The organism is Streptomyces sp. NPDC058619 (assembly GCF_042717785.1).
Taxonomy (GTDB): Bacteria; Actinomycetota; Actinomycetes; order Streptomycetales; family Streptomycetaceae; genus Streptomyces.
The window spans coordinates 29,710-51,500 of sequence record NZ_JBHXQN010000018.1 but is presented as its reverse complement, the minus strand read 5'-3'; the positions used below and the strand labels follow the sequence as shown (position 1 = coordinate 51,500).

Below are 21,791 nucleotides of genomic sequence, written 5' to 3'. Positions count from 1 at the left end.
GTCCGACAGCCCGTGGTCGCGCCCGCGCGCCTTCGCCTGCTCGCGCCGCTCCCGGCCCTGCTCCCGGCGCCGCTCGCGCCCCTGCTCCCCGCGTCCCCGCTCAGTGGCCACCGACGGCCTCCTCGGAATGGAAGTCCGTCTCCCGCCAGTCGTCCGGCAGCAGGTGGTCCAGTACGTCGTCCACCGTCACCGCGCCCAGCAGCGAGCCGCTCTCGTCGACGACCGGGACGGCCACCATGTTGTACGCGGCCAGGTAGCTGGTCACCACCGGCAGCGAGGCGTCCGGGCGCAGCGGCGGCAGTCCCGTGTCGACGATCGAGCTGACCAGGGTGAACGGCGGGTCCCGCAGCAGCCGCTGGAAGTGCACCGTGCCCAGGTACTTGCCCGTCGGCGTCTCGTCGGGCGGCCGGCACACGTACACCTGGGCCGCCAGCGCCGGCGAGAGGTCCGCCTGGCGCACCCGGGCCAGCGCGTCGGCGACCGTCGCGTCCGGCCGCAGCACGATCGGCTCGGTGGTCATCAGACCGCCCGCCGTGCGCTCCTCGTACGACATCAGGCGCCGCACGTCGGCCGCGTCGTCGGGCCGCATCAGCGTCAGCAGCCGCTCCTTGTCGTCCTCCGGCAGCTCGGAGAGCAGGTCGGCCGCGTCGTCCGGGTCCATCGCCTCCAGGACGTCGGCGGCCCGCTCCTCCTTCAGCTTGCCGAGGATCTCCACCTGCTCGTCCTCGGGCAGCTCCTCCATGACGTCCGCGAGCCGGTCGTCATCGAGGGCGTTGGCCACCTCGGCGCGCCGCTTGGGCGACAGGTGGTGCAGGACGTTCGCGACGTCGGCCGCGCGCATCTGCTCGAAGGTGGCGACCAGGTTCTCGGCGCCCTGCCCGTGCTCCTCCAGCGAGAAGCCCGTCACCGCCGACCACTCCACCGTCAGGGTCTCGCCGCGCCGGCGCAGCGCGCCCGCCTTGCCCTTCCGTACGAAGATCTTGTCGATCTCCCAGTCCCGGCGGGCCGGGAGCTGCTGGATGGCCACGTCCAGGACGGTGACCTCCTCCTCGTCCGCGACCAGGCGCACCCGCCGGTCCAGCAGCTCGCCGAGGATCAGCCGCTCGGTGGGCCGCTGCTCGAAGCGCCGCATGTTCACGACACCCGTGGTGATCACCTGTCCGGACTCCACGCCCGTGACCCGGGTCATCGGCAGGAAGATCCGGCGCCGACTGACCACCTCGACCACCAGGCCCAGCAGCCGGGGCGGCCGCCCGCCGACGCGCAGCATCGCGACCAGGTCGCGGACGCGGCCGACCTGGTCGCCGTTGGGGTCGAAGACGGGCACACCCGACAGATGCGAGACGAAGATCCGCGGGGCGCCTGCAGCCATCCGAGCGCCTCCTAGAGCGTCTATCAACAGTCCTGCCGCCCCTCAGGCTAGCCCGTGCCCCGGGAAAGCGTCCTGGTGGGGCGGTCCGGCCGGTGTCCGGCCGGTGTCCGGCCGGTGGCCGGCGGGGTCCCCCCCCGGGGGGCCGGAGGCGGGCGGACCACGGCCGGGTACGCTGCCTGCTGGCCGCAGACGACCGACGAGAGGCACGTGCCCGTGACCGCCTACTTCCCTGCCGCGCGGCTGCGCCGGGCCGCCTTCATCGGTGCGTTGTGCGCGGGCCTCGCCGTCACCGGTACGGGCTGCGGGGAGGACCCGGACGAGGGCACGAACGGGGTCGGCAAGCTCTCCGCCGACAAGATCGAGGCGAAGGCGAAGGCCGCGGCGACCGGCGCCGACTCGGTCCACCTGTCCGGCACGCTGGTGAGCGGAGGCAAGTCCTTCACCCTCGACATGCGGCTGAAGTCCGACGGCGGCTCCGGCGAGGTGAAGTCGCAGGAGGACACCTTCCAGGTGCTGCGGGTGGGGGAGCAGCTCTACCTGAAGGCGAGCGCGGCCTTCTGGGGCCAGTCCGACTCCGCCGGAAAGCTCGGCGACAAGTACGTAAAGGTGCCGGAGAGCGACCCCACGTACAAGCAGTTCCGCGGCTTCACCGACATGGACGTGCTGCTGGACGGGCTGCTCGGCCTCCAGGGCAAGCTGGCCAAGGGCTCCTACACCAAGGTCGGGCACACGCGGGCCGTCCAGGTGACGGGGGACAAGGGCAGGGGCGGCAGGCTCGCCGTGTCCCTGGAGGGGACCCCGTACCCGCTGCTCCTGGAGCGCGCGGGCGGCGCCGGGCGGGTGGAGCTCGCCGAGTGGGGCAAGGTGTTCCCGCTCGACCCGCCCGCCCCGGACCAGACGGTGGACTACGGGTCGCAGCTGCCGACGACCAGGGACCAGGGCGGCGGCGGAACGGCTCCGGCCCCCTCCAGGAGCACGGGTGCGGGCCAGAGCTCCGGGCAGGGCGCGGGCCAGGGGTCGAACCCCACGAGCCCCTGAAACCGCCCCTGGCACACCCCCACGAGCTCCCGGTCCCGCGAAGGGCCCTGTCTAGCGGCGGGCCGCCCGCTTCCGCTTCAGCAGCAGCTTCGGCAGGGCCGCCGGGACGGGCCCGCGGGTCGTCGCCGGGGAGCCCGTCGGGGCCGCGGCCAGGGAGCCGGTCGGCAGCTCGGCGCGGACCGACTCGGGCTCCAGGCGCAGCAGCCGGCACTCGCGGGCCCACCGCTCGGTCATGTCCTCGGAGTCGGGCGCGTTCAGCCGCTTGCCCTTGAGCTCGGCGACCGCGGCCGCCCACTCCTCGCCGCGCGGCGGCAGCTCGCGCACCGTCGCCGTCCAGGCCACCAGCCGGCCGCCCTTGTCCTTGCTGCGTACGGTCACCTCGGCGCTCGCGCCGTCCGCCAGCCCGGGGAACGGCTGCTCGCCGGGCCCGTCGCCCAGCACGTGCGCCGCCCCGTCCACCCAGGCGTGCCACAGGGCGCGGTCGGCGCCGGCGCCGCGGACCCAGACGAGGCCGGACTTCTTGGTGGCCTCCTCGACGAGGGCCAGGTCGAGTGCGCTGAGAGTCATGCGCCCCAGAGTAGGGGGTGGCCCGGCGCGGCCCGCGGCGCGCCGGGCCCCCTAGAGCCAGCCGTGGCGGCGCAGCGCGCGGTGGATGGTGAAGCAGATCCCGACGATCGAGGCCATCACCATCGGATAGCCGTACTTCCACTGGAGCTCGGGCATGTGATCGAAGTTCATCCCGTAGACCCCGCAGATCATCGTGGGCACGGCGATGATCGCGGCCCAGGAGGTGATCTTGCGCATGTCCTCGTTCTGGGCGACCGTCGCCTGCGCGAGGTTGGCCTGGAGGATCGAGTTCAGCAGCTCGTCGAAGCCCACGACCTGCTCGTGCACCCGCGCCAGGTGGTCGGCGACGTCCCGGAAGTACTTCTGGATGTCCGGGTCCACCAGCCTCATGGGGCGCTCGCTCAGCAGCTCCATCGGGCGCAGCAGCGGGGCGACCGCCCGCTTGAACTCCAGTACCTCGCGCTTGAGCTGGTAGATGCGGCCCGCGTCGCCGCCGCGCGCGGCGCCCTTGGCAGGGGCGGCGAACACCGCGCTCTCCACCTCGTCGATGTCGTCCTGGACGGCCGCGGCGACCGCCACGTACCCGTCGACGACGTGGTCGGCGATGGAGTGCAGGACCGACGAGGGGCCCCTCGACAAGAGGTCGGGGTCGCCCTGGAGGCGGTGGCGCAGGCCCTTGAGGGAGCCCTGGCCGCCGTGCCGGACGGTGATCACGAAGTCGGGGCCCGTGAAGCACATCACCTCGCCGGTCTCCACGACCTCGCTGGTGGAGGTCAGTTGGGCGTGGTCGACGTAGTGGATCGTCTTGAAGACGGTGAAGAGCGTGTCGTCGTACCGCTCCAGCTTCGGCCGCTGGTGCGCGTGCACCGCGTCCTCCACCGCCAGCGGGTGCAGCCCGAACGTGGCGGCGATCCCCGCGAACTCCGCCTCGGTCGGCTCGTGCAGGCCGATCCAGGCGAAACCGCCGTCCTCGCGGACCCGGCGCATCGCCTCACGGGGCGTCAGGCAGGCCGCCCCCAGGCCGGGCGCCGCGCGCCGGCCGTCGCGGTACACGGCGCAGTCGACCACCGCGCTGCTCGTGGACGGGTCGCGGGTGGTGTCGTACCCGGACTGGGCCGGGGCGTTCTTGCGCAGTGACGGGCGGACGGCCGCACGCAGGTAGGGCAGCATCGACATGGTGGCTCCTTCGCGCGCACGGCCGCGGACCGTACGGGTGGGAGGCCCCTCCGGGGCGGCGCGACCGCTGCGGGCGGGCAGGCCGGGACGGGGGGACGTCAGCAGGACGGGAGGACGGAGTTCTGCCGTCGCTCTTCTGCCGATCGGAAGATCACAGGGGGCGGGAGGTGCCCGTCACCGCAGCGGAAGAGCGATTGGTACTACTGCACGATCGACTTCGATGCACCGCAGCCCCACCTCCTCCGGCCGGTCCCCCGTGGGGGACGTCCTCGCCGGGGCACCGAAACAACGCTTCTGCGTGCGGCCCCGAACAACTGTCAACACTATCAGCCGACGGATGGTCAAGACCCGCCCTTTACCCGGCTCATGCGAGTTCTATGCTCGATCCATGGCAGAAATTCTGGCCCTCGTCGAAGCCCGGCTGCGCAGCGCGTTCGGGGAACCCGACGCACGCGCCGCCGTCACCTTCCTGGGCACCGACCGCATCGAGGTACTCCGCTTCGCCGAGGGCGACCTCGTGCGGTACGCGACCCTCGGGATGTCCGCGCACCCGATGACCGACCCGACCGCCGTGGTCGCCGACCCCGTACGGGGGCCGCGCGCCGAGCTGGTGCTGACCGTACGGGCCGGACTCGCGCCCACCGACAAGCTGCTCCGCCCGCTCGCCGTGCTGGGCGCCTCCCCGCAGGTGGAGGGGCTGGTCGTGGCCCCCGGAGCCTCGCTGGACGTGGGCGAACCGCTCTGGGAGGGGGCGCCGTTCAGCTCGGTCCTGGTGGCCGAGCCGGGCGGGCTGGTGGAGGACCTGGAGCTCGACGAGCCCATGGACCCGGTGCACTTCCTGCCGCTGCTGCCGATGACGGCGAACGAGGCCGCCTGGAAGCGGGTGCACGGCGCGGCGGCACTTCAGGAGCGGTGGCTCGCGCGCGGCACGGATCTGCGGGACCCTCTGCGTACGGCGGTCGCACTGGACTGAGACGGAGTCCGGGCGCCCGGACGGGTGATCGCGTCTTGACGGCGCGCCGGGCGGGGAGGAGCGTGGCCTTCTATGAGGGGCGAACCGAGTTGCCCGAAGTGCGGTGGCCGGGTCAGGGCGCCCGGTCTCTTCTCCGACTCCTGGCAGTGCGCCGTGCACGGCACCGTCCACCCCCTGCAGCCGGTGATCCCGCCCAGCGTCGAGGGCCTGGGCGTGGTGGTGCACCGGGCGCGCGTGCCCGTGTGGATGCCGTGGCCGCTGCCGGTGGGCTGGCTGTTCACCGGGGTCGCGTCCGCCGGTGACGACCGCAGCGGGGGCCGGGCCACGGCCGTGGCCTGTACCGGCCCCGGGCCGCTCGGCGGCCTCGGCGAGCTGCTGCTGGTGGCCGAGGAGCTGGGCGTGGGCCTCGGCGCGCGGTTCGCGGGGATCGACGGCCCCGACCCCGGCGCGCACATCGACATGTCGGCGCCGCCGCACGCCAAGGTCGTCGCGGCGGGCCGCCCCTCCCCGCTGTGGCACGTGAAGGGCGCTCCCGACGACCGGGCCGTCTTCGCGGGCGAGGCGCGCGGGCTGTGGCTCTGGGCGATCGTGTGGCCGGAGCAGTCCGGGCTGCTGATGTACGACGAACTGGTCCTCACCGACCTGCGGGACGCCGGCGCCGAGGTGGAACTGCTGCCCTGCGGCGCCCTGAGCCCGCGCGTCCTCGGCCCGTCCTGACCCCCGGCGCGCCGCCCTGACCCCACCGGCCGGTCCTGCTCCCGCGGGCTTGTCCTGCTCCCACCGGCCGGTCTGGTCCCGGGCCCGTCCTGGCCTCCGGGCGTCCTGACCCCACCGGCCGGTCTCGGCCGGGAGGGGCCCGCCGCCCGGTTATCCTGGAGTGTCCCCCCGTCCGTACGACCCATGGAGTCCGGCTGTGCGCATCGACCTGCACACCCACTCCACGGCCTCCGACGGTACGGACACCCCCGCCGAGCTCGTGCGCGACGCCGCCGGCGCCGGTCTGGACGTGGTCGCCCTGACCGACCACGACACCGTCGGCGGACACGCCGAGGCCCTCGCGGCCCTGCCCGCCGGCCTGACCCTGGTGACCGGGGCCGAGCTGTCCTGCCGCCTCGACGGCGTCGGGATGCACCTGCTGGCCTACCTCTTCGACCCCGAGGAGACCGAGTTCTCCCGCGAGCGCGAGCTCGTCCGGGACGACCGGACCCCCCGCGCGCAGGCCATGGTCGGAAAGCTCCGGGCGCTCGGCGTCGACATCACCTGGGAGCAGGTCGCCCGGATCGCCGGTGACGGCTCCGTGGGACGGCCGCACATCGCGAGCGCGCTCGTGGAGCTGGGCGTCGTACCGACCGTCTCGGACGCCTTCACGCCCGACTGGCTCGCCGACGGCGGCCGGGCGTACGCCGGGAAGCACGAGCTCGACCCCTTCGACGCGATCCGCCTGGTCAAGGCGGCCGGCGGCGTCACCGTCTTCGCGCACCCCGCCGCCGTCAAGCGCGGCCGGTGCGTGCCCGAGGCCGTGATCGCGGAGCTGGCGGCCGCTGGGCTGGACGGCATCGAGGTGGACCACATGGACCACGACGCCGCCACGCGGGCGCGTCTGCGCGGTCTGGCGGGGGACCTCGGCCTGCTCATCACCGGGTCGAGCGACTACCACGGCAGCCGCAAGACCTGCCGCCTCGGCGAGTACACGACCGACCCCGAGATCTACGGCGAGATCACGCGCCGTGCGACCGGCGCCTTCCCCGTGCCCGGCGCCGGCGGAGGCATCCGGTAGGACCGGCCCCGGCCGGCCGCTCGACCCGTCACGCCCCTTTTCCTCTTCGCATAACCGCTCTCTCCTGCAAGGCATCACTGTGTTTGATTTCGCCGTCTTCGGATCCCTCTTTCTCACCCTTTTCGTGATTATGGACCCCCCGGGAATCACGCCGATCTTCCTCGCCCTGACTTCCGGGCGTCCCGCGAAGGTGCAGCGCCGCATGGCGTGGCAGGCCGTCTGCGTGGCCTTCGGCGTCATCGCCGTCTTCGGCCTCTGCGGCCAGCAGATCCTGGACTACCTGCACGTCTCGGTCCCGGCGCTGATGATCGCGGGCGGCCTGCTGCTCCTGCTGATCGCGCTGGACCTGCTCACCGGCAAGACCGACGAGCCGAAGCAGACGAAGGACGTCAACGTCGCCCTCGTGCCGCTGGGCATGCCGCTGCTGGCGGGGCCCGGCGCGATCGTCTCCGTGATCCTGGCCGTGCAGAAGGCGGACGGGGTCAGCGGCCGGGTCTCCGTGTGGTGCGCGATCGTGGCCATGCACGTGGTGCTGTGGATCACCATGCGCTACTCGCTGGTGATCATCCGGGTCATCAAGGACGGCGGCGTCGTGCTCGTGACGCGCCTCGCCGGCATGATGCTCTCCGCGATCGCCGTCCAGCAGATCATCAACGGCGTGCTCCAGGTCGTGCGCGGTGCCTGACCCGCCCGGCCCGCGCCCGCCCGGCCCGCACCCGCCCGGCCCGCACCCGCCCGCGCCCGCCCGCTCCCGCACCGCCCGTGCGTCCCGTACGCACACGAACGCCCCCGCACCGGTATCGGTGGCGGGGGCGAAGACGTATGGGCGGTGTGCGGGGCGTCAGGACGCCGTACCTGCCGGGCGGATCAGAATGCGCTGGCCGACAGAGGCGGCGTGCTGCACGATCCGGCTGACGGAGGCCGCGTCCACGACGGTGCTGTCCACGGCGGATCCGTTGACGTCGTTCAGGCGCAGAATCTCGAAGCGCATGGGGCTTCTCCCTTCGTCGGTGTTTCTCCTTGCACACGTTCCAACGAAGTGTAGATGGCAAACATTCCCTACGCTAAGGAAATTTTTTCACTCGCTAAGGATTAGCCGGGGCAAGAGTCCCAGAAGGAGGCCAGTGCACCGGCTGTGACCTGCGGATTCTCTGCATTGGGAGAGTGCTCGGCGCCCTCCACGACGACCCGGGCCGCTCCCAGCCGACGGGCCATGTCGTCCATCAGCGGCACCGGCCACGCGTAGTCGACCACACCGGACAGCACCAGCTTCGGCAGCGCGACCCCGGCCAGCTCGTCCACCCGGTCAGGCTCGGAGATCAGCGCCCGTCCGGTGGCGATCAGCTGCTCGGGCACGGTCGCCAGCCATCGCTCACGCAGGAAGGACGTCAGCTCCGGCGAGTCCGGCACGGCGTCCTGCGGATCCTGGGCGCGCATCGCCGCCCACACCGTGTCCATGTCCTCGCGCAGCGCCTCCAACGCCGCCACCAGCAGCTTCGTACGCCCCCGCTGGGCCTCGCCGATCGCCGCGGGCCCGCTGCTCATCAGGGTCAGCGAGGCGAACGGAGCCGGATCGCGCAGGACCGCGGCGCGCGAGACGAGCCCGCCGAGCGAGTGGCCGACCAGGTGCACGCGGCCCGCCCCCAGCGCCCGGACCTGCGCCAGGACGTCCCGCGCCAGCTCCTCCAGCGCGTACGCGTCCTCCTCGCGCGGCCCCGGGGTCTCGTACTGCCCGCGCCCGTCGACGGCGACCACCCGGTACCCGGCCGCGGCCAGCGGCTCCAGCAGGGCGACGAAGTCCTCCTTGCTGCCCGTGAAACCCGGGACCAGCAGGGCGGTGCCGCGGACAGGCTCGCCGGCCTCGTGCACGGCGAAGGGACCGCGGACCGTGACGAGACGGTGCGCGCGGGCGGCGGGCGGCAGGGTGAGGCGCGGGGGCTTGCTCATGCGGCTCACGTTACTGGCCGGTCGCCCACCCGGACACGCCGACGGCCCGGCCCCCCGGAGCGGGGGACCGGGCCGTCGGCGGGTGCTTACGCCTCGGGGGCGGCAGCGGCCTTGCGGGTCCGGGTGCGCTTCGGCTTGACCGGAGCCTCCTCGGCGACCTCGGCCGGGGCGGCGGCCTCGACGGCCGGAGCGGCGACCTTGCGGGTCCGGGTGCGCTTCGGCTTTGCGGGGGCCTCCTCGGCCGCGACCGCGGGGGCCTCGGCGACGACGGCGTCCGCGGCCGGGGCGACGGCCTTGCGGGTGCGGGTGCGCTTCGGCTTGACCGGAGCGTCCTCGGCGACCTCGACCGCGACGGGAGCCTCGACCACAGCGGCCTCGGCGACCGCGGCCACGGCCTTGCGGGTCCGGGTGCGCTTCGGCTTGACCGGAGCCTCCTCGGCCACGGCAGCGGCGACGGCCACGGGGGCCTCCAGCACGGCGACCGCGACCGGAGCGGCGGCCACGACCGCGGCCACGGCGACCGAGTCGACCTCGACGGCCGGAGCCGACGCGGCGGCCGGGACCGAGGCACGGGTGCGGCGGCGGCGCGGCCTGCGCGACTCGTCCGAGGCCGGAACCTCGGGGGCGTCCGTCACCGGAGTCACCGGAGCGGCCACGGCCACGGCCTCGGCTTCGGCGCCGAGCTCGGAGCCGCTCCGCGTCCGACGGCGCTGGCGCGGCGTACGGGTGCGGGCCGGACGCTCCTCGGCCACCGGGGCGGCGGCAGCGGGTGCGCCGCCACGACCGCCACGGCCACCGCGGCCGCCGGTCTCGCCCAGGTCCTCGAGGTTCTCGGCCTTCAGGCCGGCCCGCGTGCGCTCGGAGCGCGGCAGGGTGCCCTTGGTGCCGGCCGGGATGTTCATCTCCTCGAACAGGTGCGGAGACGTGGAGTACGTCTCGACCGGGTCGTGGAAGTCCAGCTCCAGCGCCTTGTTGATCAGCTGCCAGCGCGGGATGTCGTCCCAGTCGACCAGGGTGACGGCGATGCCCTTCTTGCCCGCGCGGCCGGTGCGGCCCACACGGTGCAGGAAGGTCTTCTCGTCCTCCGGCGTCTGGTAGTTGATGACGTGGGTCACGCCCTCGACGTCGATGCCGCGCGCGGCGACGTCGGTGCACACCAGCACGTCGACCTTGCCGTTGCGGAACGCGCGCAGGGCCTGCTCGCGCGCACCCTGGCCCAGGTCGCCGTGGACGGCGCCCGAGGCGAAACCGCGCTTCTCCAGCTGCTCGGCGATGTCGGCGGCCGTGCGCTTGGTGCGGCAGAAGATCATGGCCAGGCCGCGGCCGTCGGCCTGCAGGATGCGGGAGACGAGCTCCGGCTTGTCCATGTTGTGCGCACGGAAGACGTGCTGCGTGGTGTTGGCGACGGTCGCGCCCTCACCGTCCTCGGAGACGGCGCGGATGTGCGTCGGCTGCGTCATGTACCGGCGGGCCAGGTTGATGACCGCGCCCGGCATGGTCGCCGAGAACAGCATGGTCTGGCGCTTCGGCGGCAGGTAGCTCATGATCCGCTCGACGTCGGGCAGGAAGCCCAGGTCGAGCATCTCGTCGGCCTCGTCCAGGACCAGGGCCCGGACGTGCGACAGGTCGAGCTTCTTCTGCCCGGCGAGGTCGAGCAGGCGGCCCGGGGTGCCGACGATGATGTCGACGCCCTTCTTGAGCGCCTCGACCTGCGGCTCGTACGCGCGGCCGCCGTATATGGCGAGGACGCGGACGTTACGGACCTTGCCCGCGGTCAGCAGGTCGTTCGTCACCTGGGTGCAGAGCTCGCGGGTCGGAACCACGACGAGGGCCTGCGGGGCGTCCGTGAGCTGGTCGGGACGGGCCCGGCCCGCCTCGACGTCCGCGGGGACGGTGACCCGCTCCAGCAGGGGAAGGCCGAAACCGAGCGTCTTGCCGGTACCGGTCTTGGCCTGGCCGATGACGTCCGTGCCGGAAAGGGCGACGGGGAGGGTCATCTCCTGGATCGGGAAGGGGGACACGATGCCGACGGCTTCAAGGGCTTCGGCGGTCTCGGGAAGGATCCCGAGGTCTCGGAACGTAGTCAGGGTGCTGCCTCTTCTGTGAGACGCGGCGCGAGGCGGCGAGGGGGGTCGTACCGTGCCTGGCTTGCAGTACTGCGACGTACGTACGAAGCTGCGCGGGACCACTAAGCCTTCGCTCAAGCGCTTGTGCCGCTGAGGGGGCCCCTCGTGCGGAGGCTGTGCACACGCGCGCACGCACCACACCGAGGGCGGGTCGGTTGGAGCCGATCGGGCCACCGACCGGGCATCCTCATTCGGATGGCCCGCCGAGTTTCCGGCAGGCGCTTTACCACTGTACCCCGGAATCGCGCAGCTGTGTCGGGTGAATTCACCGGGTAGGCGTGTTTACCCGGTGCGGCAGTGAGCACATGTGGTGCCTTGGCGCGCCTTTCGGCGGGCTATTGTGCGGAGCATGTCGACCGTAGAAAACGCCTCGCCCGCCGACGACAGCTCCGCCGCGGAAGCCGTGGGCATCGCCGCTCAGGACTGGGCGACCGCCTCTGCCTCGCCGCAGTACCGGGCCGCCGTCGTGGACCTGCTCGGCGCGCTCGCGTACGGGGAGCTCGCGGCCTTCGAGCGCCTCGCCGAGGACGCGAAGCTCGCGCCCACCCTCGACGACAAGGCCGAGCTCGCCGCCATGGCCTCCGCCGAGTTCCACCACTTCGAGCGGCTGCGCGACCGGCTCGCCGCGATCGACGTCGAGCCCACCTCCGCCATGCAGCCCTTCGCCAAGGGCGTGGACGACTTCCACCGCCAGACCGCGCCGTCGGACTGGCTGGAAGGCCTGGTCAAGGCGTACGTCGGCGACTCGATCGCCAGCGACTTCTACCGCGAGGTCGCCACCCACCTCGACACCGACACCCGCGCCCTCGTCGTCGGCGTCCTCGACGACACGGGCCACGGCGGCTTCGCCGTCGAGAAGGTCCGCGCCGCGATCGAGGCCGACCCCCGCTGCGGCGGACGCCTCGCCCTGTGGGCCCGGCGGCTGATGGGCGAGGCCCTGTCGCAGGCGCAGCGCGTGGTCGCCGAGCGCGACGCGCTCTCCACCATGCTCGTCGGCGGCGTCGACGGCATGGCGGCCGGCTTCGACCTGGCGGCCGTCGGCGAGATGTTCGCGCGGATCACCAAGGCCCACACCAAGCGGATGGCGGCCCTCGGCCTCGCCGCCTGACCGGCCCCGTCCCGCCGGGCCACACGACCGGCCCGCTCCACACGCCGGCCCCCGGCGCGGATGGTTCCGCGCCGGGGACCGGCGTACGTCTTGCGTCGTGCTCGGTCCTCAGGCGTCCTCGGTCGTTCTCAGTCGTCCTCGGCCGGGTGTTCTCAGTCCTCCCGATCAGCCCCGCGACGGGAGCGAAAACGGAGGCCGGTGCGAGCGGCCGCGCGATCCGGGGGCCGGCCTCAGCAGCAGCGACAGCACCACCGCCGACACCAGGCCGGCGCCGACGAGTGCCGCGGTCAGGGTGATGTGCCCGGGGCCCAGCGCGAAGTGTGTGAGGTACGCGCCGAACAGAGCGCCCAGCACCCCGCTGACCAGCACCACTCTTCGCGAGGGCAGCCGCCGTGCGAGCACTCGCGCGGCCGCTCCGGACAAGAGGAGTCCCAGCAGAGCAGAGCCGAGCGCTTCCATCAGCGGCATTGAGGTCCCTCCCATACGTCGGGGCAAGCCGGTCACAGGCCTCCTACCCGAAGCGGAACAAGGAGAAACGGCCCGGTTGCATCAACCACCGGGCCGTTCCCCTCAGTTCTCGGCCCCCGCGGGCCGCCGCGTCAGAGCGCGCCGAAACCGACCTTGCGGGTGCTCGGCTCGCCCAGGTCCACGTAGGACAGGCGGTCGGACGGCACCAGGACCTTGCGGCCCTTGACGTCGGTGAGGCTGAGCAGCGGCGCCGTGCCGGACAGTGCGGCGACGACGATGCCCTCCAGCTCCTCGGCGCTCAGGTCGCTCTCCAGCACGATCTCCCGGGGTGCGTGCTGCACGCCGATCTTGACCTCCACGGCTTTGTCCCTCCGACGGTCCGTTACGCGCGATCAGCCGCGCCGTACGCGGTCCACATTAGCCCGGAGAGCGGAGCGCAATCGCGCGGAGCGGACACGCTGGCAGCGAACAGCGGCCGTGTCCGGGCCGGTCAGCCCTCGGCGCCGGACTCGGTGCCGTGCAGCGGGAAGCCGGCGATGCCGCGCCAGGCCAGCGAGGTCAGCAGGCCGACCGCCGTGTCCCGGGCGACCGGGCTCTCGCTGGACAGCCAGTAGCGGGCCACCACCTGCGAGACCCCGCCGAGGCCCACGGCCAGCAGCATCGACTCGTCCTTCGACAGGCCGGTGTCCTCGGCGATGACGTCCGAAATGGCCTCGGCGCACTGGAGCGAGACCCGGTCGACGCGCTCGCGCACCGCGGGCTCGTTCGTCAGGTCGGACTCGAAGACCAGGCGGAAGGCGCCGCCCTCGTCCTGCACGTACGCGAAGTAGGCGTCCATCGTGGCGGCGACGCGCAGCTTGTTGTCCGTCGTCGACGCGAGCGCGGTGCGCACGGCCAGCAGCAGGGACTCGCAGTGCTGGTCCAGCAGCGCCAGGTAGAGGTCGAGCTTGCCGGGGAAGTGCTGGTACAGCACCGGCTTGCTCACACCGGCACGCTCGGCGATGTCGTCCATCGCCGCCGCGTGGTAGCCCTGCGCGACGAAGACCTCCTGGGCCGCGCCCAGCAGCTGGTTGCGTCGGGCTCGGCGCGGCAGTCGCGTGCCCCGCGGACGCGCTGCTTCGGTCTGCTCGATGGCTGTCACGCCGCCTCCCACTTTCTCTAAGAACACAGTGCGCTCTGCGCCGCGCCGCCATCGTACTTTTCGGTAATCGAATCTGGAGGGTTCAAGCCGAGTTTTCTCGCGGTGCGGACCGCCCGGAGGCGCTGGTCAGCGGTAGTCGTCCTCGTCGAGCGGCACCACCCGCGCCTGCTCGGCGGCGTCACCGTCCGCGGCCTCGCCCGCGTCCACGCCGGTGACCGGGTCGTCCTCGCCGGGCACCAGGTCCGCCAGCTGTTCCGCGACGTCCGCCTCGGGCGCCTCGGGGTCGTGGTTCCCGGGGTCCCGCTTCCGGAAGGTGTCCGGCTCCGCAGGGTCGACAGTCATTGCGCTCCCCTCGCTTCCTTCTCCTCTCCTCCGAGCCTAGGAGGATCGAGGATGCCCCGCTAGGCGGACCCGTACGACCCCTGTGACCGCGAACACAAGAGGTGCGGCGTGATCGTCTCGTAACATTGCCCGCATGTCTTCGACCGAGCTGCCGGGTGTACGGTCCACCGCCGAGCCGTCCTCCCTGGTGGGAGCGGTCCGGGTGGCCGAAGGGGAGCAGATGCGCACCGCCGTGCTCCCCGGGCTGGAACTGGCCGTCCGGACCCGGCCGCCGCTGCGCACGGGCCTGCCGCCCGCGCTGTTCGTGCACGGGCTCGGCGGTTCCTCGCAGAACTGGTCGGCGCTCATGGAGCGGCTGGCCGCCACCGTCGACGGCGAAGCCGTCGACCTGCCCGGCTTCGGCTGGTCCCCGCCGCCGGCCGACCGGGACTACTCCGTCACCGGGCTGGCCCGCGCGGTCATCCGCCACCTCGACGCCGAGGGGCGCGGGCCGGTCCACCTCTTCGGGAACTCCCTCGGCGGCGCCGTCTCCACCCGGATCGCCGCCGTCCGGCCCGACCTCGTGCGCACCCTCACGCTGGTCTCGCCGGCCCTGCCCGAGCTGCGCGTGCAGCGGTCGGCCGTACCGACCGCGCTGCTCGCCGTACCGGGGACGGCCGCGCTCTTCGGCCGCCTCACGCGCGGGTTCACCGCCGAGCAGCGCACCCGGGGGGTGACGCAGCTCTGTTACGGGGACCCCTCCCGGGTGACGGCGGAGGGGTTCCGGGCCGCCGTGGAGGAGATGGAGCGGCGGATGGCCCTCCCCTACTTCTGGGACGCGATGACCCGTACCTCCCGCGGGATCGTCGACGCCTACACCCTCGGCGGCCAGCACGGGTTGTGGCGGCAGGCCCAGCGGGTTCTCGCCCCGGCGCTGCTGGTCTACGGTGGCCGGGACCAACTGGTCTCGTACCGTATGGCGCGCAAGGCCGCCGCGGCCTTCCGGGGATCGCGGCTGCTGTGCCTTCCCGAGGCCGGGCACGTGGCGATGATGGAGTACCCCGAGGTGGTGGCCGCCGCCTTCGGGGAGCTGCTGCGCGACACCGACACCGGTGCGGGCGACACCGACCGACATACCGAAGACGGCAGAGGCTGAGGACCGTGGGACGACATAGTCGCAAGGACCCCGCCCCCGCCCGTGCGGCGGCGGCACCCGCTCCGGCCGCTCCGGCCTTCCCGGAGGCCGGCCCGTACGCGTACCCGGACCGGTATCCGGACCCGGACCGGTATCCAGACCCGGACCCCGACCCGTACGACGATCCCTTCGAGGCCCCGTTCGCCCGGCGCCGGCCCGAACCCACCGTCGCCCACCAGGGGTTCGCGCCCAGGGAGCGGCCCGCGGCCGGGGCGCGCTCCGGTGGCCACCCCGAGCAGCACGAGCCCGGCGGCGCCTGGGGCTCGGGCTCGGTGCCCGACTCCGTGTACGGCGACTGGCGGGGCGTCCCGCGCGCCACCGTCCGGACCGGGGCGCCGGCCACGGTCCACGCCACCCCGGGCGCGGCCCCGGGGGCGGCCCGCTCCGCCGTCCTGAGCTCCGACACCCCCGCCTTCGGCACGCCCGCGGTGGGCTTCCCGCAGGTGACCCTGACCCCGTCGGTCCCGCTGACCCCGTCGGTCCCGCTCCTGACGGAGCCCGACCCCGATCCCGTCACCTCCACCGGGTCCCACCGCCGGGTGCCGGGGCCGCGCAGGCCGGGCGCGGCACCCGCGTTCGCCAGGCGGGCCTTCGCCGAGCCCGCGTTCGTGGAGCCCTCCGGGTTCGTCGAGCCCGTCGGGGTCGAGGCCGATGTCGAGGCCGATGTCGAGGCCGAACGGCCGGGCTCCGGGCGGGGCCTGAGGACCCGTACGTACACCGGACTGGCGGCCGTGGCCGTCACCACCGTCCTCGCCGTCGTCATCGCGGGCCAGGTGGCTTCCTCCGAGGACGATGCCGTCAAGCCCGGCCCGGTCGCCGCCCCCGGCGGAGCGCCCACCCGCGCCTCCGACAGCCGCGCCGCCGGATCCCGTTCCGAGGAGCGCGTCACGCCGGAGGCGCCCGCGGCGCCCGCCCCGGCGCCCGAGCTCACGTACGAGCAGAGGATGACCCAGCAGCTGCCCATCGACCCGAAGCTGGCCGGGCCCGGGACCTTCGACACCGTGCCCGGCGTGGCCAAGGCGCCGGGAAAGGGCCGGCTCGTGCGCTACCGCGTCGACGTGGAACAGGGGCTGGGGCTGGACCCGCAGCTGTTCGCCGAGGCCGTCCACCGCACCCTCAACGACCCGCGGAGCTGGAGCCACGGCGGCGCCCGGACCTTCGAGCGGGTGCCGGGCGGCGAGGCCGACTTCGTGATCACCCTCGCCAGCCCCGGGACCACCGGCGTCTGGTGCGCCAAGTCCAGCCTGGACACCACCGTCGACAACGTCTCCTGCGACTCGGCCTCCACCGACCGCGTGATGATCAACGCGTTCCGGTGGGCGCAGGGCTCGGCGACCTACGGGCCGGACCAGATGTTCGCGTACCGCCAGATGCTCATCAACCACGAGGTCGGGCACCGCCTCGGGAACGGGCACGTGAACTGCCGCACGCCGGGGTCGCTCGCGCCGATCATGCAGCAGCAGACGAAGTCCCTCGACATCGACGGAATCCAGTGCAAGCCCAACCCCTGGGTATTTCCCGGCGGTTGAGGAGTGGGAAGCGGATGCTGCTGCGGCGCGTGGGGCTGGAGCCCGCCACTACGACCGCTACCCGCACGAGTTCAGCGGCGGCCGGCGCCAGCGCGTGGGCATCGCCCGCGCACTCGCCCCCGCGCCCCGGCTGATCGTCTGCGACGAGCCGGTGTCGGCGCTCGACGTGACCACGCAGGCGCAGGTCACCGCCCTGCTGGCGCGGCTCCAGCGGGAGCTGGGCGTCGCCCTGGTGTTCATCGCGCACGACCTGGCGGTGGTCCGGCAGGTCAGCGACCGGGTCGCCGTCATGTGCGGCGGCGAGATCGTGGAGGAGGGCCATGTGGACGAGGTCTACGACCGCCCCACCCACGCCTACACCCGGCGGCTGCTGGCCGCCGTACCGGCGCTGGACCCGGGCCTGGCCGCCGAGCGCCGACCCGTCCGGCGGGAGGTCTTCGCGTAGGCGCACCCATTTCTAGCGTGCTGGAACGCGAACCGTACGGGAAAGTTACGACTCTTCACCCCTTCCGGTGGCGCGACGGACAACCGTCCGTCGCGCCTTCGGCATATCCGCTTGAGTTCATCCGCGGCGGGTCACCGGACCGACGGCGACCGCCTGAACGGGAGATCGGGGGTGCCACTCGTGCGGATCGGACTGCTCACGGAAGGTGGTTATCCGTATGCCACCGGAGAGGCCAGGCTGTGGTGCGACCGGCTCGTGCGCGGGCTCCCGCAGCACGAGTTCGAGCTGTACGCGCTGAGCCGCAGCGCCGGACAGGAGCGCGCCCGGGTCCCGCTCCCCGAGCACGTCACCCGGGTCCGCACGGCCCCCCTGTGGGCCCCGGCGGACGACGGCCGGACGTACTCCCGGCGGGAGCGGCTCCGGTTCGCCGGATGCTTCCGCGAGCTGGTCCACGGGACCTGCGCCGCAGAGGCCGCGCCCTTCGCGGCCGGGCTGTACGGGCTGGCCGAACTCGCCCGCGAGCAGGGCGGCCTGTACGCGGCCCTGCGCTCCGAGTCCGCGGTGCGGGTGGTGGAGTCCGCGTGCCGGGCGACGGCCGCGAACCGCGCGGTCCAGGCCGCCCAGGTCCCGGACCTGCTCGACTTCGTGGACGAACTGGAACGGATGCTCCGCCCGCTGTCCCTCGACTGGTACGGGGAGGCCGGGCTCGGCGAGGTCGACATCAGCCACGCGGCGGCGGGCGGGGTGGCCGCGCTCCCCGGACTGCTGGCCAAACGCTTCTTCGGAGTGCCTCTGCTCGTCACCGAGTACGGGGTGCACCTGCGGGCCCACTACCTCGGACAGGGCCCCGAGTCCCGGCCCGCCGCCAGGGCGCTGCTCGCCGCCTTCCACGTGCGGCTGGCCGGCGAGATCTACGACCGGGCCGACCTGCTCACCCCGGGCAACGCACACGCCCGGCGCTGGCAGGAGCACTGCGGAGCCGCGCGCGAGAAGCTGCGCACGGTCTACCCGGGCATGGAGGCGGACCGATTCGCCACGGTCGGGGAGGCCGCGGACTGCGGGGACCCCGACACGCTGGTGTGGGTGGGCCGGATAGAGCCGGCCAAGGACCTCATCGCGCTGCTGCACGCCTTCGCCGAGGTGCGGCGGGCCGAACCCCGGGCCCGCCTGCGGATCTTCGCGACGGCCGTGGCCCCCCAGTACCTCGCGGACTGCCGGTCGCTGGCCGCGCAGCTCTTCCCCGACGAGGCCGTCGACGCCCTGACCGCGGGCGAGAACCCCGTCACCTTCGAGGAGATCGGCGGCCCCGACGCCCCCTCGACGGCCGAGGCGTACGGCTCCGGGCGCGTCGCCGTGCTCTCCTCCGTGATCGAGGGCTTCCCGATCACCCTGGCCGAGGCGATGTTCTGCGGGCGGGCCACCGTCTCCACGGACGTCGGCGCGGTCCAGGAGGTCATCGGCGGCACCGGCCTCGTCGTCCCGCCCCGCAATCCGCGGGCCCTCGCCGATGCCTGCCTCTCCCTGCTGCGGGACCCCGAGCGGGCCCAGCGGCTCGGCTCGGCGGCCCGCGCGCGGGCATTGGAGCTGTTCACCGTCGAGCAGAACGTCTCCGCGTTCCAGGAGGTCTACCTGCGCCTGCTCGCCCGCGGCTCCGCCCGCCCGGACGGCGAGGTCCCCTTCGCGCAGCCCCCGGAGGCCCGGGTCCCCGGCCACTGGACCACTCCCACCTGGGCCCCCGTGCCGGAGGCGACCGCATGACCACCCTGGACGAACGCGCAGCCGCGGCCGCGGTACCGGACCCGCGCCCGGCGGGGGAGCACGGGGCGGCCCCCGTTCCGGCGCCCGCCCCCGTGCGGCGGCCGTCCGGCGGGGATCCCGTCAAGGCGCTCCTGCACCGCCACCGGGACCTGTGCGAACGGGCCGTCGACCCGCTCGAGATCGCGGCCGGGCTCGAAGCCCACGGCGTCACCGACCGGACCGCCGCCCGGTTCCGCCACCGGGACGTCTTCTCGCTCGCCGAGGAGCTGTACGCCCGTGCTCCCCGCGGCGAGGCCGCCGCGCCCGCCGCCCGGCCGCTCCCGGCCGGCTGGGCCGCCGGTCCCCGGGCCCTGCGCGGCTTCGGCTTCGCGCTGCTGCCCGGGGCGCTCGCGCTCGGCGCGGCTGGCGCCGGGCAGTCCTGGACGGGGGCCGCCGCGGGGGCAGCCGCCGTCGCCGCCCTGGTGTGGCCCGGGCGGGCCGCCGGCCGCTTCCCCCTCACCGCGCACCTGCTGGCCGCGGCCGTCGTCGGCTGGGCCGCGCACCGCCACGGCCCGGCCCTCGCCGTCGCGCTCGCGCTGGCCGTGGCCCCCGGACACCTGGTGGCGGCCGCGTTCGCCGCCCGGGCCCGGGCCCGGCTGGCCGGGAGCCGCGGCCTGGGGGAGTTCGCCGACCGGGCCCGGCCGCTGCTCGCCGGGAGCGCGGCGGTGTTCACCGCGGCCGCCGCCGGGGCCGCCGCGCTCGCCGGGGCGGGCCTCGCCGCGGCCGTGCCGCTCGCGGTGCTGCTGTTCCTGGCCCGGATGCTGCTGCGGCACGGCGCAGACCGGCGCCCCGTCGCCGCCGCGCTGGTCCTCGCCCTGGTCCCGGTCCCGGCCGCGGCGGTCGCCGCCGCGGCGGGGCTCCTCGTACACGCCTTCCTCACCCTGTCCCGCGCGTCCGCCCATGCGCGGCCCTGAGCCCCGTCCCCGTGACGGACCCCGCACTTCGGAGCCGACGCCGGAGCGCGTACCCCTGTCCCCGCGCCATCCACCCACCCGCAAGGAGACACAGGACATGACCGGCCAGCCAACCAACCAAGGGGCCACGCGATGAGGGTGCTGCTGATCGGAGCCAACGGATACCTCGGACGCTACGTCGCCGACCGGCTGCTCGCCGACCCGGCCGTCCAGCTCACCGCGCTCGGCCGCGGCGACGACGCCGACGTCCGCTTCGACCTCGCCACCGGCAGCCCCGGTGCGCTCACCCGCTTCCTCGACGCCGTCCACCCGGGCGTCGTCGTCAACTGCGCCGGCGCCACCCGCGGCGGAGCCCGCGAGCTCACCCGGCACAACACCGTCGCCGTCGCCACCATCTGCGAGTCCCTGCGCCGCAGCGGCTGCGGCGCCCGCCTGGTCCAGCTCGGCTGCGCCGCCGAGTACGGGCCCAGCCAGCCCGGATCGTCCACGGCCGAGGACGCCGTGCCGAGACCCGGCGGACCGTACGGGGTCAGCAAGCTGGCCGCCACCGAGCTGGTGCTCGGCTCCGGACTGGACGCCGTCGTCCTGCGGGTCTTCTCGCCCGTCGGCCCCGGCACCCCGGCCGGCTCCCCGCTGGGCCGTCTCGCCGAGGCCATGCGCCGCGCGATGCAGTCCGGGGACGGCGAGCTCAAGCTCAGCGGGCTCGGCGTGCAGCGCGACTTCGTGGACGTACGGGACGTGGCGCGCGCCGTGCACGCCGCCTCCCTCTCCGCCGCCCAGGGCGTCGTCAACATCGGCACCGGCCGTGCGGTCCGGCTGCGCGAAGCGGCCGCCGTCCTGGCCCGGGTCGCCGGGTACGGGGGCGCCCTGTACGAGCTGGACGTCCCGCACGGCGGCCCGCAGGCGCACGGCCACCCCGGCCGGCCGGCCGGCCTCGCCGCCATCGGATCCCCCCGCTCCGAGGCGACGGCCGAACAGCTCGCCGCGCACGCGCCCCAGCCGTACCCGTACCCGGACGGCTGCGGGGCCTGGCAGCAGGCCGACGTGCGCACGGCCCGCGACCGGCTCGGCTGGCGGCCGCGGATCAACCTGGAGGAGTCCCTCGCGGACATCTGGATGGAGGCGGCGTGCCGCATCTGACCACGCCGCCGGGGGCCGCGCTGGCCGAGGGGACCGAGGCCGGCCGCCTGGGCCTCGGCATCCCCGGCTACGCGCACCCGCTCCTGGCGCCGGTCGAATGGGCCGAGCTGACCCGCCCCGGCACCCCACTGCACTGGGCGGTGCTCAACGTCGCGGACGGTCCCGGCGGACGCCCCGATCCGCACTGCACCGAGGCCGCCGTGAAACTCCGCCGCTCGGGCGGCACGGTCCTCGGGCATCTCGCGATGCGGGACGGGAAGCGGTCCTTCGGGGAGCTGGTCTCCGACGCCCACCGCTTCCGGGACTGGTACGGGGTGGGCGGTTTCTACCTGGCGCAGGCCCCGGCCGGACCGGCCGAACTGGCCGCGGTGCGCCGGGTGTCGGACGCCCTGCGCGGGCTCGGCGAGGACGTGCTGATCGTGCTCGGACAGGGCACGCACCCGTGCGAGGGCTACGTGGAGGCCGCCGACCAGCTGGTCACCTTCTCCGGGGCCTGGGCCGACTACCGCTGGTCCCAGGTCGCGGAGTGGACCGCCGACCACCCGCCGGAGCGGTTCTGCCACCTCGTCCACGGTGTGCCCCGCACGCACCTGGAGGAGGCGACGCGGATCGCCCGCTGGCAGGGGGCCGCGACCGTCTGGTTCACGGACCGGCGCGGCACGCCGGCCCAGGATCCGTGGGCTTCGATGCCCGGGTACTGGGACGAAATCGTCTCGCGGATCGGACCGGGTGTCTCGGAATGAAGAAGGGCGTGGCA

At 74.1% G+C, this 21,791-nt stretch carries 22 protein-coding genes and 1 pseudogene; 13 read left to right on the top strand and 10 right to left on the bottom strand.

The features are described from left to right. Window positions 1-100: 100 nt before the first annotated feature. Window positions 101-1,372 (bottom strand): magnesium transporter MgtE N-terminal domain-containing protein, encoded by a 1,272-nt coding sequence (locus ACFWTC_RS19480; protein WP_383917942.1) that lies wholly within the window; start codon window positions 1,370-1,372, stop codon window positions 101-103. A gap of 213 nt (window positions 1,373-1,585) precedes the next feature. Here ACFWTC_RS19480 and ACFWTC_RS19475 point away from each other — a divergent pair, with 213 nt between their 5' ends. Continuing rightward, a complete protein-coding gene (locus tag ACFWTC_RS19475) occupies window positions 1,586-2,410 on the top strand; it encodes a hypothetical protein (protein WP_383917975.1) in 825 nt (274 codons plus the stop codon). A 51-nt stretch (window positions 2,411-2,461) separates the two neighbouring features. On the opposite strand, the gene ACFWTC_RS19470 is transcribed toward ACFWTC_RS19475, so the two are convergent. Both ACFWTC_RS19470 and ACFWTC_RS19465 read right to left on the bottom strand, forming a co-directional pair. Continuing rightward, window positions 2,462-2,977 carry a hypothetical protein gene (locus ACFWTC_RS19470; RefSeq protein WP_383917944.1) on the bottom strand — a complete coding sequence of 172 codons (516 nt, stop codon included), beginning with the start codon at window positions 2,975-2,977 and terminating at the stop codon, window positions 2,462-2,464. Window positions 2,978-3,028: 51 nt separating this feature from the next. After that, on the bottom strand, window positions 3,029-4,153 hold the full coding sequence (locus ACFWTC_RS19465; RefSeq protein ID WP_383917947.1) for a magnesium and cobalt transport protein CorA: 1,125 nt from the start codon (window positions 4,151-4,153) through the stop codon (window positions 3,029-3,031). A gap of 388 nt (window positions 4,154-4,541) precedes the next feature. Between ACFWTC_RS19465 and ACFWTC_RS19460 the strand changes: the two genes are divergently transcribed. From ACFWTC_RS19460 to ACFWTC_RS19445, 4 genes are all read left to right on the top strand, one after another. Next, entirely contained in the window at window positions 4,542-5,126 is a 585-nt protein-coding gene (locus ACFWTC_RS19460) for a suppressor of fused domain protein (protein WP_383917949.1), read from the top strand. A gap of 72 nt (window positions 5,127-5,198) precedes the next feature. Further along, window positions 5,199-5,843 (top strand): DUF6758 family protein, encoded by a 645-nt coding sequence (locus ACFWTC_RS19455; RefSeq protein WP_383917952.1) that lies wholly within the window; start codon window positions 5,199-5,201, stop codon window positions 5,841-5,843. A gap of 196 nt (window positions 5,844-6,039) precedes the next feature. Continuing rightward, complete coding sequence (locus ACFWTC_RS19450) at window positions 6,040-6,903, top strand: PHP domain-containing protein (protein WP_383917955.1); 864 nt, start codon at window positions 6,040-6,042, stop codon at window positions 6,901-6,903. A 79-nt stretch (window positions 6,904-6,982) separates the two neighbouring features. Beyond that, window positions 6,983-7,588: a MarC family protein gene (locus ACFWTC_RS19445; protein WP_383917958.1), complete on the top strand. Its 606-nt coding sequence runs from the start codon at window positions 6,983-6,985 to the stop codon at window positions 7,586-7,588. A gap of 156 nt (window positions 7,589-7,744) precedes the next feature. Here the strand turns inward: ACFWTC_RS19445 and ACFWTC_RS19440 are convergent, their stop codons facing one another. The 3 genes from ACFWTC_RS19440 to ACFWTC_RS19430 form a co-directional block, all read right to left on the bottom strand. Next, complete coding sequence (locus ACFWTC_RS19440) at window positions 7,745-7,894, bottom strand: hypothetical protein (RefSeq protein WP_383917961.1); 150 nt, start codon at window positions 7,892-7,894, stop codon at window positions 7,745-7,747. Between the two features lie 101 nt (window positions 7,895-7,995). Further along, window positions 7,996-8,850, bottom strand: coding sequence for an alpha/beta fold hydrolase (locus ACFWTC_RS19435; protein ID WP_383917963.1), 855 nt, complete (start codon window positions 8,848-8,850; stop codon window positions 7,996-7,998). A gap of 86 nt (window positions 8,851-8,936) precedes the next feature. Beyond that, the gene (locus tag ACFWTC_RS19430; protein ID WP_384028213.1) at window positions 8,937-10,871 is read right to left on the bottom strand and encodes a DEAD/DEAH box helicase; all 1,935 of its coding nucleotides are present in this window, start codon (window positions 10,869-10,871) and stop codon (window positions 8,937-8,939) included. Window positions 10,872-11,325: 454 nt separating this feature from the next. On the opposite strand from ACFWTC_RS19430, the gene ACFWTC_RS19425 reads away from it, so the two are divergent. Continuing rightward, complete coding sequence (locus tag ACFWTC_RS19425) at window positions 11,326-12,084, top strand: ferritin-like fold-containing protein (protein WP_383927855.1); 759 nt, start codon at window positions 11,326-11,328, stop codon at window positions 12,082-12,084. 165 nt (window positions 12,085-12,249) lie between these two features. Here ACFWTC_RS19425 and ACFWTC_RS19420 read toward each other — a convergent pair whose 3' ends face one another. The 4 genes from ACFWTC_RS19420 to ACFWTC_RS19405 form a co-directional block, all read right to left on the bottom strand. Further along, window positions 12,250-12,552 (bottom strand): hypothetical protein, encoded by a 303-nt coding sequence (locus ACFWTC_RS19420; protein WP_383927852.1) that lies wholly within the window; start codon window positions 12,550-12,552, stop codon window positions 12,250-12,252. A gap of 131 nt (window positions 12,553-12,683) precedes the next feature. Next, the gene (locus ACFWTC_RS19415; protein ID WP_383927849.1) at window positions 12,684-12,911 is read right to left on the bottom strand and encodes a DUF3107 domain-containing protein; all 228 of its coding nucleotides are present in this window, start codon (window positions 12,909-12,911) and stop codon (window positions 12,684-12,686) included. A gap of 131 nt (window positions 12,912-13,042) precedes the next feature. After that, window positions 13,043-13,693, bottom strand: coding sequence for a TetR/AcrR family transcriptional regulator (locus tag ACFWTC_RS19410; RefSeq protein ID WP_383927847.1), 651 nt, complete (start codon window positions 13,691-13,693; stop codon window positions 13,043-13,045). Between the two features lie 126 nt (window positions 13,694-13,819). Continuing rightward, a complete protein-coding gene (locus ACFWTC_RS19405) occupies window positions 13,820-14,035 on the bottom strand; it encodes a hypothetical protein (protein WP_383927845.1) in 216 nt (71 codons plus the stop codon). Between the two features lie 133 nt (window positions 14,036-14,168). Between ACFWTC_RS19405 and ACFWTC_RS19400 the strand changes: the two genes are divergently transcribed. From ACFWTC_RS19400 to ACFWTC_RS19370, 7 genes and pseudogenes are all read left to right on the top strand, one after another. Continuing rightward, complete coding sequence (locus ACFWTC_RS19400) at window positions 14,169-15,170, top strand: alpha/beta fold hydrolase (protein ID WP_383927842.1); 1,002 nt, start codon at window positions 14,169-14,171, stop codon at window positions 15,168-15,170. Between the two features lie 5 nt (window positions 15,171-15,175). Continuing rightward, on the top strand, window positions 15,176-16,738 hold the full coding sequence (locus ACFWTC_RS19395; RefSeq protein WP_384028212.1) for a DUF3152 domain-containing protein: 1,563 nt from the start codon (window positions 15,176-15,178) through the stop codon (window positions 16,736-16,738). A gap of 17 nt (window positions 16,739-16,755) precedes the next feature. Beyond that, window positions 16,756-17,183 (top strand): annotated as a pseudogene (locus ACFWTC_RS19390) (ATP-binding cassette domain-containing protein); the annotation flags it as partial. A gap of 180 nt (window positions 17,184-17,363) precedes the next feature. Beyond that, the gene (locus ACFWTC_RS19385; protein WP_383927867.1) at window positions 17,364-18,941 is read left to right on the top strand and encodes a DUF3492 domain-containing protein; all 1,578 of its coding nucleotides are present in this window, start codon (window positions 17,364-17,366) and stop codon (window positions 18,939-18,941) included. Next, window positions 18,938-19,894: a hypothetical protein gene (locus ACFWTC_RS19380; RefSeq protein ID WP_383927836.1), complete on the top strand. Its 957-nt coding sequence runs from the start codon at window positions 18,938-18,940 to the stop codon at window positions 19,892-19,894. The genes ACFWTC_RS19385 and ACFWTC_RS19380 overlap by 4 nt, the downstream gene beginning before the upstream one ends. 132 nt (window positions 19,895-20,026) lie before the next feature. Further along, on the top strand, window positions 20,027-21,034 hold the full coding sequence (locus ACFWTC_RS19375) for an NAD-dependent epimerase/dehydratase (RefSeq protein WP_383927833.1): 1,008 nt from the start codon (window positions 20,027-20,029) through the stop codon (window positions 21,032-21,034). Then, window positions 21,022-21,777: a spherulation-specific family 4 protein gene (locus ACFWTC_RS19370; RefSeq protein ID WP_383927829.1), complete on the top strand. Its 756-nt coding sequence runs from the start codon at window positions 21,022-21,024 to the stop codon at window positions 21,775-21,777. Before ACFWTC_RS19375 ends, ACFWTC_RS19370 begins: the two co-directional genes overlap by 13 nt. Window positions 21,778-21,791: the final 14 nt, after the last annotated feature.

Bases quoted from the DNA above. Each gene is read 5' to 3' on its own strand.
- ACFWTC_RS19405 (WP_383927845.1), bottom strand. From the start codon at position 14,035: ATGACTGTCGACCCTGCGGAGCCGGACACCTTCCGGAAGCGGGACCCC.
- ACFWTC_RS19465 (WP_383917947.1), bottom strand. From the start codon at position 4,153: ATGTCGATGCTGCCCTACCTGCGTGCGGCCGTCCGCCCGTCACTGCGC.
- ACFWTC_RS19480 (WP_383917942.1), bottom strand. From the start codon at position 1,372: ATGGCTGCAGGCGCCCCGCGGATCTTCGTCTCGCATCTGTCGGGTGTG.
- ACFWTC_RS19380 (WP_383927836.1), top strand. From the start codon at position 18,938: ATGACCACCCTGGACGAACGCGCAGCCGCGGCCGCGGTACCGGACCCG.
- ACFWTC_RS19455 (WP_383917952.1), top strand. From the start codon at position 5,199: ATGAGGGGCGAACCGAGTTGCCCGAAGTGCGGTGGCCGGGTCAGGGCG.
- ACFWTC_RS19375 (WP_383927833.1), top strand. From the start codon at position 20,027: ATGAGGGTGCTGCTGATCGGAGCCAACGGATACCTCGGACGCTACGTC.
- ACFWTC_RS19470 (WP_383917944.1), bottom strand. From the start codon at position 2,977: ATGACTCTCAGCGCACTCGACCTGGCCCTCGTCGAGGAGGCCACCAAG.
- ACFWTC_RS19440 (WP_383917961.1), bottom strand. From the start codon at position 7,894: ATGCGCTTCGAGATTCTGCGCCTGAACGACGTCAACGGATCCGCCGTG.
- ACFWTC_RS19435 (WP_383917963.1), bottom strand. From the start codon at position 8,850: ATGAGCAAGCCCCCGCGCCTCACCCTGCCGCCCGCCGCCCGCGCGCAC.
- ACFWTC_RS19400 (WP_383927842.1), top strand. From the start codon at position 14,169: ATGTCTTCGACCGAGCTGCCGGGTGTACGGTCCACCGCCGAGCCGTCC.
- ACFWTC_RS19460 (WP_383917949.1), top strand. From the start codon at position 4,542: ATGGCAGAAATTCTGGCCCTCGTCGAAGCCCGGCTGCGCAGCGCGTTC.
- ACFWTC_RS19420 (WP_383927852.1), bottom strand. From the start codon at position 12,552: ATGCCGCTGATGGAAGCGCTCGGCTCTGCTCTGCTGGGACTCCTCTTG.
- ACFWTC_RS19425 (WP_383927855.1), top strand. From the start codon at position 11,326: ATGTCGACCGTAGAAAACGCCTCGCCCGCCGACGACAGCTCCGCCGCG.